The following is an 18,817-nucleotide window of genomic DNA, read 5'->3' as shown; positions in this document are numbered from 1 at the left end:
AAATGGTTTAAAATGCAAAAAAATTAATTTTTCACATTTTAAAGCATAAAAATCGCAGCAGCATAATAAGGATATTTTATGACTGAAACACATATATATCAGCCACATGAAAAACGTAATCGTGTCATGGCTATCGTTGGGGCTGCTTCTGGTAACTTGGTGGAATGGTTTGATTTCTATATTTATGCAGCATTCGCAACCTATTTCACCCACGCATTAACCGCTCCAGATATGGATGACTCTACAAAAGCAATTTATGTGTGGGGTGTCTTTGCTGCTAGTTTTTTCATGCGGCCCATAGGCAGTTGGCTCTTTGGCTGGATTGGCGATACCTATGGACGTAAAAAATCCATGATTATTTCTATTACGTTAATGGCAATCAGTTCATTTTTATTTGCAGCACTCCCTACTTATGATCAAGTCGGTATGGCAGCACCATTTCTATTATTGGCTGTACGACTTCTACAAGGACTTTCAGTAGGTGGTGAGTATGGTACTGTTGCAACCTATATGAGTGAAGTTGCATTAAAAGGTCAACGTGGTTTTTATTCCTCTTTTCAGTATGTGACGTTGTCTGGCGGACAACTTTTAGCAAGCCTTTTGGGTGTAATCATGTTGGCACTCATGTCCAAAGAACAGTTAATGGATGGAGGCTGGCGTATTCCATTTATTATTGGTGGTGTTGTTGCCATTCTTTCATTCTTTGCACGACGACATTTAAAAGAAACTTTATCTGAAAATGATAGTGCGAAAGAGGGTTCAGGCAGTTTAAAAGAATTACTCAGCAAGAACTGGACTACCTTTCTGCTGGTGGTTGGTTATACCTCAGCGGGTTCTTTATGTTTTTACATCATCACCGTATATTCAAAAACCTATATTACCAGCCTTGGATTTGCAGACAAAACCGTCGGCTATATGATGACCATTGCCCTATTTGTATTTATGTGTGCGCAACCTTTGTTCGGAATGCTGGCAGATCGAATTGGTCGTCGTGCTTCAATGATGCTCTTCAGTACCAGCTGTGCTATTTTTATCTACCCTGTAATGGTCATTGCGATGCCATATTTTAGTGGTTCAGCGTTTATTGTGACTTTGTTACTGGTCTTCTTAATGATGTTGCTCAGTTTCTATACCTCTATCAGTGGTTTAGTTAAAGCAGAAATGTTTCCACCACATATTCGAGCCCTTGGGGTTGGTTTTGCTTATGCAGTCGGTAATGCAATCTTTGGTGGTTCTGCCCCTGCAGTTGCATTAAAGTTAAAAGACCTCGGTCATGAAAATAGCTTTTTTGTTTATGTGATTGTCATGCTGATTATTTGTCTGTTCTGTAGCATGCAATTACCTAAACAGCCGAAATATTTACACCATGATCATTAGCCTCTGCATTTTAAGGTCTGTTTTACAGACCTTTTCTTTTAATACACGCCTTTTATTGTAAAATATCCGCGTATATACAATAAAGTCGTATTAAACCTTGAGGAAAAGATGAAAAAGATATTGCTTATTCTTATCTGTATTTCGTATAGTCATTTTGCCAATGCTCAAACTCAAAACTATATATTGGTCAATGGTGGTGGAATTGATGATAATGGTTTACTGTTGAAAAACATCCAAGGTAAAACTATTTATGCATATTGCAATCAAAAGTGCGGGCAATGGTTTGACCATGATGAAGAAACAAGCGGACAAATTTTAAAAAAGGAATATATTGAAAAAAAAATCCAAGCAGATATTCAATTTGAAAAGAATGCAGATCGAGTCATGGGTCCAAGTGCTGATGAGTCCTTTTATTTTATTAATCAAATTAAATTTATTGAATAATTTAAAAATAAATCATGAAATTAGAAGCCTTTCATTCTTTTTTAAAGTCATGATCTTAAGGTCAAAAGCATTATGTTCTATATTATGGACTTAATAATCAATTTTAAAATATTTTAGCTTCATATTTCACTCCTCAGAAACCAACTAAATTAAAACATCTTGACGCCCAGGTATGTTTGAAGCGGCGATACTGGCAATTGTTTGATTATACTTTTTGATACTGCGCTTGGTTTTTCCCATAATTTCATATAAAACTTCTTTTACAAGCTCCTGCTCTGGAGCTTGTAAATATGCCGCCTGACACCATGTAACTGCTTCAACATAGTCATAATAATGAGGTCGATTTTTAGGGTCAAAATGCAGTCTTGCGATCGCACACATTGCAGCAATATGGCGTTTATGTGCTTTTGTTTTTAAAACTGCAATCATTTGCTCTGCAATTTCAGGATAATAGCTAAAATTAAATAAGCGGGTGACATAAATATCAATTAAATCATTCAGCAAATCAGAATTAATATAACGATGGTCTTGTTGCGACTTTTCTAAACCTAATCGGCTCTGTTCAAAATACCCTAAACTCTTTTTTAAATATTCTTTAGGTTGAGATTGATTTTCATCCATACTTAAATTTAGATAATGTATACCCATATTATACATGGCAATATAATGACCTTGATCTGCTGCTTTTTTTGCATAATACAGTTCTTGTTTCACATCATATAAGGCATGTTCAGCCAAAGAGTGAATATAACCAGCACTAAAGCAACAATACACAAAGCCTAAATCTGCACCTTGATGTAATAAATCTATAATAAAAATATATCCGTGATCATCATCAAAGTTGTTTGCGACACGAAAAAAACAACAGTAACGCCCTTCAGGATAAGCTTTGGGTGCTTCCAATAATTTTGCCTGTTCATACCAAGATTGAGCAACCAATGGATTTTTTTCAACACTTGACCAACCATGTTGACATAGAAAACCATAAAGAACAGCAGCACTGGCAAGACGCTTTCGGTTGGACAACGCGATTCGGCCTAGAAAATCTGAATCTTGAGCATTATGTCGCCAAAAATAAATTGCACGATCAAGATCATACTCATCAAATACAGGATAATCTGCGGCGTTTTGATAACAAGATAAAATTCTTGGATCATTTTCATCTAACAGATAATAAAAATACGCCAATTTTAAATAGATAACTGCTCGATTACGTTCGGTTAAGGGGCGTTTTAATATTGCTTGGGCTTTTTGGATATATTTTTTTATTTCAAGTGTTTGATCTTTATCAAAACTTGTATCAAGCGTATCAAACCATACGATATAATTTAATTCACTTTTTTCGATTTCACTAAAATGTTGACACCAATCCGACTGAGCAAAATCAATAATGGCCTGATGATCGTGTCCCCATCTTGGCAATAGATACCAACAATAATCTCTTACCGCAAGCAAGCCAAAACCTGATTCTTCAATAAATATTTTTAACCAAAAAGCGGCATCAGCTTGAGGTAAATCAATTTCTTCTTTCAAATTTAGATATTTTAGTAAAAGTTGAGGTACATCTTGGGGTAGATCAATTTTTAAATCTTGATTTAAGCCACTTTTCTGCGCCATTGCTTGGGCTGAAGCATTTATTTTATGCACTAAATTTGAAGGATATCGACGCCTAAGCATCCACTCAGAAAACCACTCGGGTTCATCCAAGTGAACTGCCGAATTTAATAGATGCAGCGCAATTGTCCATGTATCCGAACTAAATGCAAAAGCTTGCATTGCGGAAGCATACAACTGCTTTTGCGCCTCTCTTGCACAATCCCACATTTCATCTGTAACATTGCTTGACCATTCTTGCCCACGATATTCCGCTGCCCAAAAAGCCCAATAACGCACACGAACAATATAAGGAAAAAAACTTTCTGGAAAAGCCAAATGCCATTCATTGATATGTTTTAATGCAGTTACGCCATGATTTAAGAATATGTCCTTAAACATTTGTTTGGGCTGATCAAACCATTCATTTTCCCAAAGCTGCGGCGATTTATGACTTCGACTTTGCCATAACACATTGAAAAAATCTTCCAATTCTGCATAGTTTTTACTTTCCAATAAACCTTGCGGACAATGGATATCTTTACGAAATACTTCATGGGTATATTCAGATTTAATCATCATTCAGCTACTTTGTTTTTATTATGGGTTGAGAATAAATCAATATTCCATGAATAAAGTGACCAATTATTGGGATATATGGATTGATATAAGTGTAAGTCTTGCTTTGCAGAGCGATCATAATTTTCAAAATCTGAATGTTTAAACATCAAATACAGCTCACGCCCTGCGACATATTTCTCGCCCATATCCTGCCAGCTAGAACAACAGTCTTGAATAATATTCGATGAAGCAACAATGTATTGCCATGCATCATATTCCTGTAATTCATAAAACTGCACCAATAACCGTATAGTAAATATTTTTTGAATATGGCTAAACACCAAAATATCTCTTAAATAACTTGCAGTACCAAATTCACTACTTGAATAAAGATTTTCTAATTGAACGATTTGAAAATATTGATTTAAAAAATAACGAATCTGTTTCTCTTTAGAACCTGCTTTTTTCTGTTTGATATTTAACAATTGATTTAAATGGTTTTTATATATTTCTGGATGCTGTTCAAAATGCGCTAACGTTAAGCTATCCACCTGATACCATTGAATATGATTACGAAAATAAATCAGATCACCAGTTGCAAGCATCCATTGCTTACGATTGTCCTGCTTTAAATTTAACAGCATCCAAGGCAAAGCAATGATATAGACGATAATTTTAATCATCCAACCAAGCAATGGAATCTTGCTTAAACCATATAAAGTCTGAAGCAACCAGAAATAAGGCTTAAAGATCACGCTCCACAGCGATTTCTTTGACTTTGCTTGACTTAACTCAACCTTTAAATCAAATTTTTTCTCAGTTTGCTTTTGATTTGTATAAGCAAGGATTTCTTCTATATATTTTTCTGATGGGTGCCTGATATGTTCTGGACGATTTAGTCCCAGTAAAAGATGCTGAATCACATTGGTTTGATGATCATATTGTTCCAATAGATGATGATTTTTCATCAACAGCGTTTCAATTTTACAAGGATCATCTAATTCATGAAAATAGAAATATAAGGCTTGATTGACATGATTGGTTAAATCTTCATTTATCTCAGGTTGATAGACGATTCCCATGCTTAAACAATCAGGATTGTGATTATTATTTGGTTGAATATGATTTAAAAATAATAAGACATCATCTGCATATTTCTTAACTGGTGCTTGATTCTGCTTACCCTTAATCTGCTCAATACACCAGGCTTCACCATCCCATTCTAAACTGATGGTTACATGGGGCTTATTGCTTGAATCCCTTAAGCTAAAATAACGAAATATCCCCTGCTCTTTTTGCGTCACATAGTATTCACCATAGCCATCTTTCAATTCAATCAGGTTGCTAAACTGCCCTAAACAGTGCTGCATATAACGTGATTCAAATGCCATTTCCTTACGTAACAACATTCCTGTTGCCGTAATTTCAATAAACTTGCCTGTATTTACAGTTAAAACTTCATCAATTGCCTGCTCACTGCTGTCCCATTGCCCTTTTTCTAAACGCTTTTTCATTGCTTCATGATCTTTATGCCAAGCTTCTAACACTTGCTCATAGGTCATTTTCATGAATTTGCCTTTTAAATTGCTTTTTAAACGCGAATTAAAAAACTCTAAAATGGGCTTTTCCAGCTCCAAAATCTGTTCATTTAAAGGATCAACATACAACATCTGATGTTCTGGCTGTTGTTCAAGCTTGTTCAAAAACCATGTAGGAATGGGCTGCGGAAGTTGACAAATTTTCCAAGCAGAGACCGAATTTACATGAAAAACTGGATTAAATTGTTTAATCACATATTCAAAGAATTTCTTTTCAAACCATTGGGTAATTTCTGGATCATCTTTCCGGCGTTGACTACGCTCTACAATTGTCTTTTTTACTTCAGGGGCATTGACAATATCACGTGTTTCCATGCTGTTCCATTTTAACTTATTTCTAGTACATTTGATTTTTATAAAAAATATTCGAAATGATCGAAGTATGACTGACTATTATTTTATAACAAATTAATTCCAATATAAAACGTTTCAGTCATATTTCACAATATTTATGTTAGCATTTTAAAAATTTTAATTGTTTATCCTATGAAAAAAATTGTAGTTTTCTCAGGTGCGGGAATGAGTGCGGAAAGTGGAATCAGCACTTTCCGAGATAGTAATGGCTTATGGGAGAATTATGATATTCAAGAGGTGGCTACACCTGAAGCTTGGGAGCGTAATCCTGCATTGGTGCAACGTTTTTATAATGAACGACGTCAACATATTCTCCAAGCCCACCCTAATCAAGCACACAATATCATTGCTCAATTCGAACAACATTTTGATGTCATTGTAATTACTCAAAATATTGATGATCTTCATGAACGTGCTGGAAGCCAACAAGTTATTCATTTACATGGCAATATTCGCCTTGCTAAAAGTTCTAAACCCAATTCGCAGTACACAACTCAGTTTTATCCTATAGATGGTTGGCAATTGGATCTAGAACAACATAAATGTCCTGAAGGATATCCACTTCGCCCCCATGTGGTTTGGTTTGGTGAAGCAGTTCCTGCTTATGAAGAAGCAGTACAGATAATCCGTGATGCTGATATTTTTATTGTTATCGGCTCCACATTAACCGTTTACCCTGTGGCAAGTTTGATACACGAGATTCCAGAACACTGTGATGCATATTATATTGATCCACAAGCCAGTTATGAGCGTGTTCCCCAACAATATCAATGTTTAAAAATGAGTGCGACTGAAGGGATGCAACAGCTTTTTGAAAAACTGACAACACATTAAAAAACCAGTGCAATTGCACTGGTTTTAAAAATTACAGCATAGCACTAAGCAAAATTATTCATTTTCATCTGTAGAATTCATCTGATCTTTTGTTACATCTTTAGGCGCTTTAGTCGATGATGAATCATTAAATAATTTATTCATTACAGGTTTAATCACTCGATAAATAATCAAGCCAATAAATACCAGTAAATAAAGAGGCCAAATGGTGACTAAAATAACCAATAAATCCAAAATAAATTGCCAGCCATATTGAACACCTTCCCAAGCACGCTTCCAAAAACTATCACCGTTTAAGCGTGCCACAGCAGCAACATCAACATCCAGACTTTCTCTCACCATCGCAGGTTGCTTAATGGCAATACTAATCGTGCTAAAACGCACACGATCTTGAACTTCAAGTTGGGTTAAACGGGAAATTTCATTCAGCTGTGATGGTTTGGTATCACTTGGAACGCTTTGCGTTTGTCCAATTTTTTCTTCTAAAAGCTTTAACTCAAAACGCTTAGCAGAATATTGTTGTTGATTTAAAAAGTACATCAATGGCAATAACTGATTGACATATATCGCAGCTTTATCACTCGGTACTCTGACAATGATCTCAGCATGCGGATCAACTTTTTCAAAAACTCGGATTTTACCATCCGCAATTTTTTGTGTTTTTACATCGAGTACATCAAAACTGATATTTTTCTGCTCTATAAAGCCACCCGCTTGAAAAGTGAGCTTATCAATTTCTAAAGCAGTTTTCACCACATCTTTGGCTGTGAAATTAACCTGTGCTTCTCGCACCATACGACGTGCTTTTTCTGCTTGGCTGACATCGGTACTTAAAATAGTTTCAGGTTTTTGTTCAGTCAGAGGTGTAGTATCAACAGAATTTTCACTAGCTTGCTCAGTACTTTTTTCTGCGGCATCAGCCGCTTGAACAGCATCCTGAGCAACGACTTGTGCATCTTGAGCAGCTGCTGAAGTTTCAGCAGCTTGTTCCGATTTTTTCGCGCATCCAGAAAGAAGTACCAAGCTTAAGGCGAGAATTAAATGTTTATTATTCATAGATTATTGACTTTTGTTGGTGATTTTAAATTTTGTTGAATTATAAAGAAACTTTACTTTTTTTACCATGCATAAAAATACAGCACCCAAATGCTGTATCTATCAGATCTTTTTTACACGGATCAATAGCCGTAATTCAAACAATTAGCCTGCTTTACCGATTTCTTCATATGGCTGTACTGCAATTTCTGCAATCATATTTTCAAAAGAGAAAATTTCATCTAGACGTTCTTGGCTCAATAAACCTTGTTCAAGTACAACCTCTTGAATGGTTTTATTTTCAGCAATACATTGCTTCCCAATTTCATCACACTTCGCATGACCTAAAATTGGATCAAGTAAGGTAATTATTCCGACACTACGCATCACAGCATCAAAACAGGTTTTTTCATTGGCAACCACACCTTGAATACACTTCTCATCCAAGGTTTGGATTGCATGGATTAGTAACTCAATTGACTCATTCATGGTAAGTGCAATCACAGGTTCCATAACATTTAACTGTAATTGGCCTGCTTCTGCTGCAAAGGTAATGGTTAAATCATTACCAATCACTTTAAATGCAATTTGATTGACCACCTCGGGAATCACTGGATTGACTTTCGCTGGCATGATCGATGAACCAGCTTGTAATTCAGGTAAGCGAATTTCCCATAAACCTGTTCTTGGGCCAGAACTTAATAGACGTAAGTCATTACAAATTTTAGAGAGTTTTACAGCCAAACGTTTTAAGGTGCTTGAAAGGATAATAAATACACCGCAATCACTGGTCGCTTCAACATAATCTTCTGCACCACTTAAGTTTAATCCTGTTAAGGCTTTTAAATTTTCATTGACCTGGGTAGCATAACCATGAGGCGTATTTACGCCTGTACCAATCGCAGTAGCGCCTAAATTAATTTCTAATAAAAGTTCACGGGTTTTTTTAATTAAACGAACATCTTCTTTGAGTAATGTAGCAAAGGCATGAAACTCTTGCCCTAATGTCATTGGGACAGCATCTTGTAACTGTGTTCGTCCCATTTTTAACACATATTGAAACTCAGCAGATTTCAATGTCAGCGAACTAATCAAGTTATTGATTTTTTCAAATAACAAATCCAGTGAATAGTAAGTTGCTAAACGTAATGCTGTGGGATAGACATCATTGGTCGATTGAGATTTATTAACATGGTCATTTGGATGGATGATGTCATAACGTCCTTTCGCATAACCTAAAGATTCTAACGCAATATTGGCAATAACTTCATTGGTATTCATATTAATCGATGTACCCGCGCCACCTTGGTATACATCTGTTGGAAATTCATCTTTCCAATTTTGCGGATTTTCAATCAGTTCATCACTGGCTTTTTGAATTGCTACACTGATTTCTTCAGAGATCGTATTAAATTGCAAATTAGTTTGTGCCGAGGCCTTTTTGACCTGAGCCAAAGCACGAATAAAAAAGCTTTGCTCTCCAACGGTATGTTTAGAAATATTAAAATTTTCTAAAGCTCGGATTGTGTGAATGCCATAATAACTGTTTATAGGAACTTCTTTACTTCCTAACAAATCTTTTTCTATTCTTGTAACTTCAAGTTGAACCGTTTCCATGTGATCTGCTCATTATGTATTTATGCACTATAGTTGTGCAGTGATAATAATATTCCTTCTCATCTGCTTTTGTACTAGCAAAAGATGTCATTTCGATAAACAATTTTATGGAACTATCAATTAAATGTTAACAATGTAACTTTACGTAAAGTATAATCCCACAGTCACTTAAACACTCCCAGTAGAATTTTTTAGATATAAATTGCTGATTATTTGCATTTGTATCTAAAGTTACAATCGGATACATAAATCTTGCACAATCACCTTATAAAAATCACAGCGATATTTTTTAGTTGTGTGAAAGAATTCGCTCGTGAAACTTATGCGATAAAAAATAAAACTTGGAGATTTACTCCACAAGGACTGAATTAAATATGGACTCACTCAACCCCACAGTTGTAACGTTTATCTTTTATATTATTGCAATGGTTTGTATTGGCTTATATGCCTATAGAAAAACCACCGATTTCTCAGATTATATTTTGGGAGGTCGAAGTTTAGGGAGTTTTGTCACCGCACTTTCAGCGGGTGCATCGGATATGAGTGGTTGGCTACTCATGGGACTACCGGGTGCAATTTACCTGACTGGATTATCTGAATCATGGATCGCAATCGGGCTTATTATTGGTGCTTGGCTCAATTGGTACTTGGTCGCAGGCCGTTTACGTGTCCATACTGAAATACAAAATAATGCATTAACATTACCAGATTATTTCACCAGCCGTTTTGGTGATAAAAAGAAAGTGATACGTATCATTTCTGCACTGGTCATTTTAATCTTCTTTGGTATTTACTGTGCTTCAGGCATGGTGGCAGGTGCACGTTTATTTGAAAGTATTTTTGCTATGAACTACACCACTGCTCTTTGGGTCAGTGCGATTGCAACCATCAGCTATGTGTGTATCGGTGGCTTCCTTGCGATCAGTTGGACGGATACATTTCAAGCGGGCTTGATGATTTTTGCATTGCTTTTGGCGCCAATTATGACTTTCTTGGCAGTTGGTGATTTACAACATGTCAATCAATTGATTGAAACCGCACGCCCCCATGCCGCAAATATGTTCCAAGGAGTTAGTTTTATCGCCATCATTTCATCAATGGCATGGGGCTTAGGCTATTTTGGACAACCACATATTCTAGTCCGTTTTATGGCAGCAGATTCAGTGAAAACTATTCCCAATGCTCGTCGTATTGGTATGGCGTGGATGATTCTATGTTTAGCAGGTGCTGTTGCTGTCGGTTATGTTGGTATTGCTTATTTCCAAGCACATCCGGACATTCCGTCTGCTGCAATTGTGGCAAAAAATCCAGAAACAGTGTTTATGGAATTGACCAAAATTTTATTTAATCCATGGGTTGCAGGTGTTGTTTTAGCCGCTATTTTAGCTGCTGTAATGAGTACATTAAGCTGTCAGCTTTTGGTATGCTCAAGCACCTTGACTGAAGATTTATATAAATCTTTTCTTCGCAAAAAAGCCTCACAAAATGAGTTGGTTTGGGTCGGTCGTTTAATGGTTTTAGCCATTTCAGTACTGGCTATCATTTTGGCATTTAACCCAGAAAGTAAGGTACTTGGTTTAGTCGCTTATGCATGGGCTGGTTTTGGTGCAGCATTTGGTCCACTTATTTTATTGTCTGTGTTCTGGAAACGTATGACTTTGAATGGTGCAATAATCGGTATCATTGTCGGTGCTGCAACAGTAATTGTTTGGAAAAACACGATGGTACATACCGGTTTATATGAAATCGTTCCAGGCTTTATCCTGTCTTTCATCAGTATCATTGTGGTTAGTTTAATGGACAAAGCGCCTGAAAAAGATGTGATTGATCGTTTTGAAAATGCTGAACAAATTTATAATCGTGAAATGAAAAACATGTAAATTCATGTGCTTGAATAAATCATTAGAGTTGGGGCATTGATGCCCCTTTTCTATTTCTTTACTTTCGCTTTAAAATTTAAATGTAATTGTGAGCTGTCTTTAATCACTTCCATTACTGGATAACTACGCGTTTCTTTTACCCCAGGCAATTGCCATAGCACCTGCCCTGAAATACGACGAAACTCTTCCATATCAGCACATCGAATCTTTACCAAAAAATCAAAACCACCACTGATCATATGACATGCCATAATTTCTGGATATTGTACGATTGCATCTGAAAACGCATCTAAAGCATTGGGTGTGGTTTTATCTAAAAGAATCTCAACAAATACAACAAAATTAGCGCCTAACATTTTTGGATTTAGTTTTGCTTCATAGCCTAAAATAAACCCTTCTCCTGTCAATTTCTGTACTCGAGCAAGCGCAGCTGTAGGCGATAAATTGACTTTTTCGGCCAGCTTAATATTGGAAATTTTCCCATCTTTTTGCAAAATATCCAAAATTCGAATATCTATACGATCCAAGTTTAAATAAGCGCTTTCCATAGAATAATTCTCTAAATATTATTCAAATTATAGTGAGTTATTCACTAAATATTCTGTAATCATAAATTATATAAACCCATCTGCTCAACAAAAATATTTGCTAGTCACAGGACGTTGACAATGAATATGGATTCACCTCAAGTTTTAAACGCAAACCTACTGCCAAGTTTGGATTACATTACCGAATTTAAAGACAAAACTGATTTTGAAGAAAAAATCAATCATGCATGGCGTCTTGCTGAGTCGGAATGTGTTGAAAACTTACTTGAGCACAGTCAAATTTCTGAAGAGATGAATCAGAAAATCTATGACATTGCATTTAATTTAGCGCATAGCTTACGTGACCGTAAAAGTTCATCAGGCAAAGCAGGGATTGTACAAGGACTGCTACAAGAATTTTCATTGTCTTCACAAGAAGGCATTGCATTGATGTGCCTAGCTGAAGCCTTATTGCGTATTCCTGATAGTGCGACCCGAGACTTATTGATTCGCGATAAAATTAATCAAGGTAACTGGAAAGATCATTTAGGCCAAAGTAATCTCATGTTTGTCAATGCTGCTGCATGGGGACTCATGCTGACTGGCAAACTGATGGAAACACCTAAACAAACTAGCCTTTCTGGGATCCTCACTTCGCTTTTAGCACGTACAGGTAAAGGCATCATCCGTAAAGCAGTTGATGCAGCAATGCGTATGATGGGTGAGCAATTTGTTACTGGTGAAACCATCGAAGAGGCTTTGGACAATGCCAAAACCCTTGAAGACAAAGGTTTCCGTTATTCTTATGACATGCTTGGTGAAGCTGCACTGACTGAACACGATGCAGATCGCTATTTCGAAGACTATACACAAGCGATTCATGCCATAGGTAAAGCGTCTGAAGGTAAAGATGTTTATACTGGTCCAGGAATTTCTATTAAACTTTCGGCTTTACATCCACGATATCAACGTTCTCAAACCGAACGTGTGCATCATGAACTTTATCCTCGTATTTTAAATTTAGCACTTTTAGCAAAGACTTATGATATTGGCCTCAATATTGATGCAGAAGAAGCGGATCGGTTAGAGCTGTCTTTAGAATTACTTGAGCGTTTATGCTTTGAGCCACAACTAGCAAACTGGAAAGGTATTGGCTTTGTGATCCAAGCCTATCAAAAGCGTTGTTTTTATGTGGTGGATTATATTATTGATCTGGCAAAACGCAGTCAAAAACGTTTAATGATTCGTCTGGTCAAAGGTGCTTACTGGGACAGTGAAATCAAAAAAGCACAAATTGACGGTATGTCTGACTATCCAGTGTTTACCCGTAAAGTGCATACAGATTTGTCTTATATTGCTTGTGCAAAAAAATTATTGGCTGCACCTGATCAAGTGTATCCGCAATTTGCGACACATAATGCACAAACGCTTGCCACAATTTATGAGTTAGCAGATCCACAAAAATATTATCTTGGTCAATACGAATTCCAATGCTTACATGGCATGGGTGAACCACTCTATGAACAAGTAGTAGGCAAGGTTTCAGATCAAAAATTAGGGATTCCATGTCGTATTTATGCGCCTGTCGGTAATCACGAAACCTTATTGGCCTATCTGGTTCGACGTTTATTGGAAAATGGTGCTAATACCTCATTTGTTAACCGTATTGCTGATAAAAATATTAAAATTGCAGACTTGATTGAAAACCCAGTTCAAGAGATTTTACATACTGCAGAAAAAGAACATGCAATTGGGCTAAAACACCCTGCTATTCCACTTCCTCATAATTTATATCAAGGCATACGCCAAAACTCTCAAGGTTTAGACCTAGCCGATGACAGTAAATTAAAGGATTTAAATCAAACTGTTCAGTACTATTTAAAACACCAATGGAACAGTTATAGCCTTGTCGATCAGCTTGATTTACGAGACTTATCAGAAATAAATTCGCAAGAAATCCGTAATCCAGCTGATCATGCAGATCTAGTTGGTTATGTGATCGAAGCAGAAACAACACAAGTGGATTTGGCCTTAGATAACGCTCATCAAGCTTTTGAAAATTGGAAAAATGCATCTCAAGATTTTCGTGCAGAGTTATTGCTCAAAGCTGCTTCGATTATGGAGTCGCGTATTCAGGAGCTAATGGTTTTACTATGCCGTGAAAGTGGTAAAACCTATAGTAATGGTATTGCTGAAGTACGTGAAGCTGTTGATTTCCTCAGATACTATGCAGCACAAATGCAAAGCATTGAGGAAAATGGGACACTCAGCCCACTGGGTACAATTTTATGCATCAGCCCTTGGAACTTCCCACTTGCAATTTTTACTGGACAAATTTCGGCAGCACTTGTTGCAGGAAATACCGTAATTGCTAAACCTGCTGAACAAACCCCATTAATTGCAGCACAAGCAATTCAAATCTTATGGGAAGCAGGAGTTCCAAAATCAGTTGTACAATTACTTCCTGGTCGTGGTGAAACAGTTGGAGCAAAACTCAGCCAAGATGAGCGTATTCAAGGCATTATGTTCACAGGTTCCACTGAAGTTGCTAAGATTTTACAAAAAACCGTAGCACAACGTCTGAGTCCAACAGGTCAACCGATTCCGCTAATTGCTGAAACAGGTGGTCAAAATGCGATGATCGTAGATTCTTCTGCACTGACAGAACAAGTCGTAATCGATGCAGTAAACTCAGCATTTGATAGTGCTGGTCAACGTTGTTCTGCCCTGCGTGTATTGTGCGTTCAAGAAGACAATGCAGCAACCTTAATTAAGATGCTTAAAGGCGCCATGCAACAGCTCAACATTGGGCAACCTATTTTGCTTAAAACAGATATAGGTCCAGTGATTGATTCTGAAGCGCAACAGAATATTGAAAAGCATATCGAAATGATGCGTAGCAAGGGTTATGCAATACATCAACTTGCTTATGAAACACCAACATCTGATTTAAATGCAGGCACATTTATTGTTCCGACGGTGATTGAACTTCCAAATCTTAATGATTTAAAACGTGAAGTTTTTGGACCTGTATTGCATGTCATTACCTATAAATATGGTGAATTAAAGCAATTGTTAGAACATATCAATGCAAAAGGATATGGCTTAACCATGGGTTTACATACGCGTATCGATGAAACTATTCAAACTACCATTGAACATGCGGAAGTGGGTAACTTATATATTAACCGTAATATTGTAGGGGCTGTTGTTGGCGTACAACCTTTCGGTGGTGAAGGCTTATCAGGAACAGGGCCTAAAGCTGGCGGTCCGATTTATTTATATAAATTAATGCAGCATACAGCCCTACCAAAGCATCCTTTTGGTACTGTAAAAAATATCTCTGAACAGCTCAATCTAAAACCATCTGAGATTCAAAGAGAATTTCACACTTGGGCAAAACAGCATTATTCACAATGGACTTTGCATCAGTATCAATCACCGATTGCCTTATATGAGCTTCCGGGCCCAACAGGTGAATTGAATCAATATCATGTTGTATCACGTCATCGGATATTGGCAATCGCAGAGCAAGAACAGGCTTTGCTGAATCAATTTAATGCAATTTTGTCTCTCAATACGCAAGTCTGTATTTTAAGTGATGATGCGATTGCTTTAAAAATGATTCAAGCGATGCCAAAAGTATTGCAACAAAAATTTTCGATGATCAAGGATGTTGTTGCTGGAGAATTTGATGCAGTTTTACATCAAGGTGCGGGTCTAAAAGAATTACAGACCCAGATTGCGCAACGTCAAGGTGCAATTGTCGGCATAACTCACTTAACGGATGCCAATACAATTGTTCCACTTGCACCATTACTCATTGAGCGTGCGATCAGTATCAATACTGCGGCTGCAGGCGGAAATGCAAGTTTAATGACTTTAGGGAGTGAGTAAACCATAAAGCAATGATTTAAATAATTTTTCCATTCCAAGCCAAAATCAATTGGCTTGGTTTTTTTTAGAATTTTTATTTTAGTTTGTAGATATTGATTTTGCTTAAAAATCTGAGCAAATGAATCACTATTCAGGATAACTCCTTAACAATAATTCCTGTTTAATTTTCTCATAATTATCCTGTATTTTTGGGGATAGACTTTCTACAAACCATACCCCATCGGCAGCATAACGTAATATTTTTAATGTGACAGAATAATCAGTTTCAGCATGTTGAGATAACCGTCGTGTTAGCCATTGATCCCACTTCTCACTGTAAGATTTATCTGTCATCAATGTCATGCTTAAAGCACTCCATATAGTGTTGACTCCAAATGAAGAACTTAAGGTGACATCAATATATGCGCGAGTAAAGCAGCCATAAGTGACTGGATCTTTTTCAATTGCCAGGCTGACTTGCTGGTCCAATTGTTGGATTAACTCTTCCAACATTGCCTCAATTAAAACTTGTTTATTGGCAAAATGATGAAATATACCACCTTTAGTTACACCTGAATGAGTTGCAATACTTTGAATCGACACACCATTTACACCGTGTTCAGCAACTAAATTCATCGTGTTGGCTAAAATTAATTTTTTAACACCTTCAGGATCTTTTTTACGTTGATAAGCATTTCCAACAATTTTATCCATACTCAAATCTTACCCGCTTCGTGCTTTTGTCAATGTCCTGCTGATGTTGAAAATAAATTAATCACCAATACACCTGAAATAATTAATCCAATACCTGCAATTGCAGCAAAGTCTAAGCTTTGTTTGAAAATGAAGTAACCCACCAAAGCAGTGAGAATAATACCAACACCAGCCCAAATTGCATAAGCAATACCTAATGGAATTGTTTTAATCACTTGAGAAAGTAAATAGAAAGAAATCACATAAAAAAACACCACCAGTAAACTTGGGACTAACTTTGTGAAGCCTTGGGATTTCACTAAGAAAGTTGAACCAGTTACTTCAGCGAGGATAGCGATAGCCAATAAGCTATAGGCAAAAAGTATAGAATTCATAAATTCATCAAAAGATACCAGTTGGTTGGTATGTTATATAAATTCAATTTACAATACAATCTTTAGCTATTTGTAATCTCAGCCATTAAATTTTATGAATAAAAAGCAACATCACTTTGATAAAAACTAGTTTTATAAAAAAAGGCGAGTTATCAATATGATACTCACCTCTTTTTTTCAATTTCCCACCTAATCAGGTTGGATGAATAAAGTAGAAAAATGAAATTATAAACAACAAGGCAATTATCGCCAAAATTAAATACGTGTTTACCGTGTTGAAACTCTTTATAAAGTTTAAAATTTCCATTATTTTTCGTCACAAAATAAACCAGTATTTATTTTAATATATTTTGTCACAATTTGTAAGATAATTAAGCCTAATTAAATTAAAAAACACTTAAAAATAAGTCTAACTGGCTACTTTTACGGCATGAATAGATATTAAAAAGATTTATTATAAATGATAAATATTCTCACATATTTGTTTTTATTCAGTTATTATGCAGGTTTTGATACCTATATCACAATAATTATTGCAGCACCCTGCTGTTTAAAAAATATTCAAACTCATTAGTTTTTCTTAATAAATAATATTATTAATGCATTAACCGCATGGTAAAAAAATCAAAAAAAAGAAATATTTAGATACATCATCCAAAAAAAGTGGATAAAAAATGAAGAATTAATAAAAAAGTGTTACAAGTTGTGTTTAACAATGGTCGCGGATGTCAATATTCTAAATGTGATAAATTTAGATTTTAAAAGCAAAGAGTGATCCCTGCTGGATCAAGTAAGGGCTCTAAAGATATATTACTTTTCTCATGCAATATGATAAAAAATTCACACTCATTCCTTGAGTTGTAAATTTTTTAATAAATGATAATTTTATTATTCTTTTCAGTAAAAAACTTACTTCACCTCAAAATGATGTTTTTCTGTGACCAATTTAATTTTTATATCTTTGTAGTAGCGGACCATTGTGTTATTTGGATCTTTTTTCAGTGCATCTGCAAATTTATCTTCATTCATTAACTTCGCATAAGTTTTATAGCCAATTTCTAAAGTTGATGCTTTTTTACTAGATTCTTGAAATTCATCTATACGCTTGTTGATTTGCTTTACACTAATTTCCATTTTTCATTTCTCGCTACAATTTCATTTTTTATAACATGCTTTTATGACAATACCGTTTAAATCATTATTTTTTGAGTTTATTTTGCAGCAACATTTTTCTTCAAAAACATAATAGTTTGATTAAATATTTATTGGCTCGCTTTTTTACCTAAGAAAATCGATACTCATGGACCAACTATTCTTTTGATTCGGGGTAGGAAATAGCTTGAACGAGGATTTTGCTTTTCTTGCAAAGCTTTTACAAAAGGAATGGATTTCGTATCAGTCAAAAAATCTTTATTTCCCCCACTGATAAAAAAGAGGCGGATAGTTTTTGGTAAAAAGCTGTAGAGGTGATCAAAGTTTTAAATATTCAGGATTATCTTTTTGATTAGCTATATAAACTTGGACAAGCTTATTTACCCTCACTCAATCAGTTTGATTTCATCTGGTGCTGTATGGATAAAAGCATTCATATCATAGATCCCACATTACAAGATCAATTCCTTAAGTTGTGAAGCTTCTATCGTAGCTATAAATCCAGATTGCATGGAGATATTAGGGCTCGTGAGAAGCACTACATAAGGACTGGCTGAATTAATCCCAGCTGAATCCCCTGCTAAAAATAATTGATCTGCATTTATATGGTTTTTTTGCATTTTGCTGGATAAATTGCAGTGCGATATTGATTTGATACAATTGCGTTGGATAAGTTGCTTGTGCTGCAAATTGCTATCGCACCAAAACAACATTATAACTTTATGCTGCAAGCAGCTTAAAATATCCTTTAGCATTATCTTTAGCACCTGAAATCCAACCACCACCATGAATCCAAATCACGCTTGGACGTTTTATCAAGGTGTTGAATATCTTTTGACTGCTAGAGATCTAAACTGAGTTTTAGCTGTTCTTGATAACGA

Annotated in this window: 13 protein-coding genes; 5 read left to right on the top strand and 8 right to left on the bottom strand. The window is 35.8% G+C overall.

The features are described 5' to 3' along the window. The first annotated feature begins 78 nt into the window (after positions 1 to 78). Positions 79 to 1,377, top strand: a complete 1,299-nt coding sequence (locus tag AC4CVF_RS06795) for an MFS transporter (protein ID WP_490789121.1) — start codon at positions 79 to 81, stop codon at positions 1,375 to 1,377. A 108-nt stretch (positions 1,378 to 1,485) separates the two neighbouring features. After that, the gene (locus tag AC4CVF_RS06790; protein ID WP_336950926.1) at positions 1,486 to 1,821 is read left to right on the top strand and encodes a hypothetical protein; all 336 of its coding nucleotides are present in this window, start codon (positions 1,486 to 1,488) and stop codon (positions 1,819 to 1,821) included. A gap of 144 nt (positions 1,822 to 1,965) precedes the next feature. Here the strand turns inward: AC4CVF_RS06790 and AC4CVF_RS06785 are convergent, their stop codons facing one another. After that, positions 1,966 to 3,996 carry a DUF4034 domain-containing protein gene (locus AC4CVF_RS06785; protein WP_490789120.1) on the bottom strand — a complete coding sequence of 677 codons (2,031 nt, stop codon included), beginning with the start codon at positions 3,994 to 3,996 and terminating at the stop codon, positions 1,966 to 1,968. Next, entirely contained in the window at positions 3,993 to 5,888 is a 1,896-nt protein-coding gene (locus AC4CVF_RS06780) for a DUF1266 domain-containing protein (RefSeq protein WP_490789119.1), read from the bottom strand. Before AC4CVF_RS06780 ends, AC4CVF_RS06785 begins: the two co-directional genes overlap by 4 nt. A gap of 171 nt (positions 5,889 to 6,059) precedes the next feature. Here AC4CVF_RS06780 and AC4CVF_RS06775 point away from each other — a divergent pair, with 171 nt between their 5' ends. Next, on the top strand, positions 6,060 to 6,761 hold the full coding sequence (locus AC4CVF_RS06775; protein ID WP_336950923.1) for an SIR2 family NAD-dependent protein deacylase: 702 nt from the start codon (positions 6,060 to 6,062) through the stop codon (positions 6,759 to 6,761). Positions 6,762 to 6,815: 54 nt separating this feature from the next. Here the strand turns inward: AC4CVF_RS06775 and AC4CVF_RS06770 are convergent, their stop codons facing one another. Next, positions 6,816 to 7,817 (bottom strand): hypothetical protein, encoded by a 1,002-nt coding sequence (locus AC4CVF_RS06770; RefSeq protein WP_336950922.1) that lies wholly within the window; start codon positions 7,815 to 7,817, stop codon positions 6,816 to 6,818. A gap of 144 nt (positions 7,818 to 7,961) precedes the next feature. Next, the gene (gene aspA / locus AC4CVF_RS06765) at positions 7,962 to 9,413 is read right to left on the bottom strand and encodes an aspartate ammonia-lyase (protein WP_490789118.1); all 1,452 of its coding nucleotides are present in this window, start codon (positions 9,411 to 9,413) and stop codon (positions 7,962 to 7,964) included. Positions 9,414 to 9,787: 374 nt separating this feature from the next. Here aspA and putP point away from each other — a divergent pair, with 374 nt between their 5' ends. Next, positions 9,788 to 11,293, top strand: coding sequence for a sodium/proline symporter PutP (gene putP / locus AC4CVF_RS06760; protein WP_336950920.1), 1,506 nt, complete (start codon positions 9,788 to 9,790; stop codon positions 11,291 to 11,293). 50 nt (positions 11,294 to 11,343) lie between these two features. On the opposite strand, the gene AC4CVF_RS06755 is transcribed toward putP, so the two are convergent. Continuing rightward, entirely contained in the window at positions 11,344 to 11,841 is a 498-nt protein-coding gene (locus tag AC4CVF_RS06755; protein ID WP_336950918.1) for an Lrp/AsnC ligand binding domain-containing protein, read from the bottom strand. Between the two features lie 120 nt (positions 11,842 to 11,961). On the opposite strand from AC4CVF_RS06755, the gene putA reads away from it, so the two are divergent. Beyond that, positions 11,962 to 15,717: a trifunctional transcriptional regulator/proline dehydrogenase/L-glutamate gamma-semialdehyde dehydrogenase gene (gene putA, locus AC4CVF_RS06750; RefSeq protein ID WP_490789117.1), complete on the top strand. Its 3,756-nt coding sequence runs from the start codon at positions 11,962 to 11,964 to the stop codon at positions 15,715 to 15,717. A 126-nt stretch (positions 15,718 to 15,843) separates the two neighbouring features. On the opposite strand, the gene AC4CVF_RS06745 is transcribed toward putA, so the two are convergent. The 3 genes from AC4CVF_RS06745 to AC4CVF_RS06735 form a co-directional block, all read right to left on the bottom strand. Further along, positions 15,844 to 16,410, bottom strand: a complete 567-nt coding sequence (locus AC4CVF_RS06745; RefSeq protein WP_336950916.1) for a TetR/AcrR family transcriptional regulator — start codon at positions 16,408 to 16,410, stop codon at positions 15,844 to 15,846. Positions 16,411 to 16,439: 29 nt separating this feature from the next. Further along, on the bottom strand, positions 16,440 to 16,784 hold the full coding sequence (locus tag AC4CVF_RS06740; RefSeq protein WP_336950915.1) for a DMT family transporter: 345 nt from the start codon (positions 16,782 to 16,784) through the stop codon (positions 16,440 to 16,442). Positions 16,785 to 17,693: 909 nt separating this feature from the next. Continuing rightward, positions 17,694 to 17,918, bottom strand: a complete 225-nt coding sequence (locus tag AC4CVF_RS06735) for a hypothetical protein (RefSeq protein WP_004719860.1) — start codon at positions 17,916 to 17,918, stop codon at positions 17,694 to 17,696. Positions 17,919 to 18,817: the final 899 nt, after the last annotated feature.

The sequence above is a fragment of the Acinetobacter sp. LipI_19 genome, from assembly GCF_058242925.1.
The sequence above is the reverse complement of the archived record's forward strand: the minus strand, read 5'-3'. Positions and strand labels throughout refer to the sequence as shown.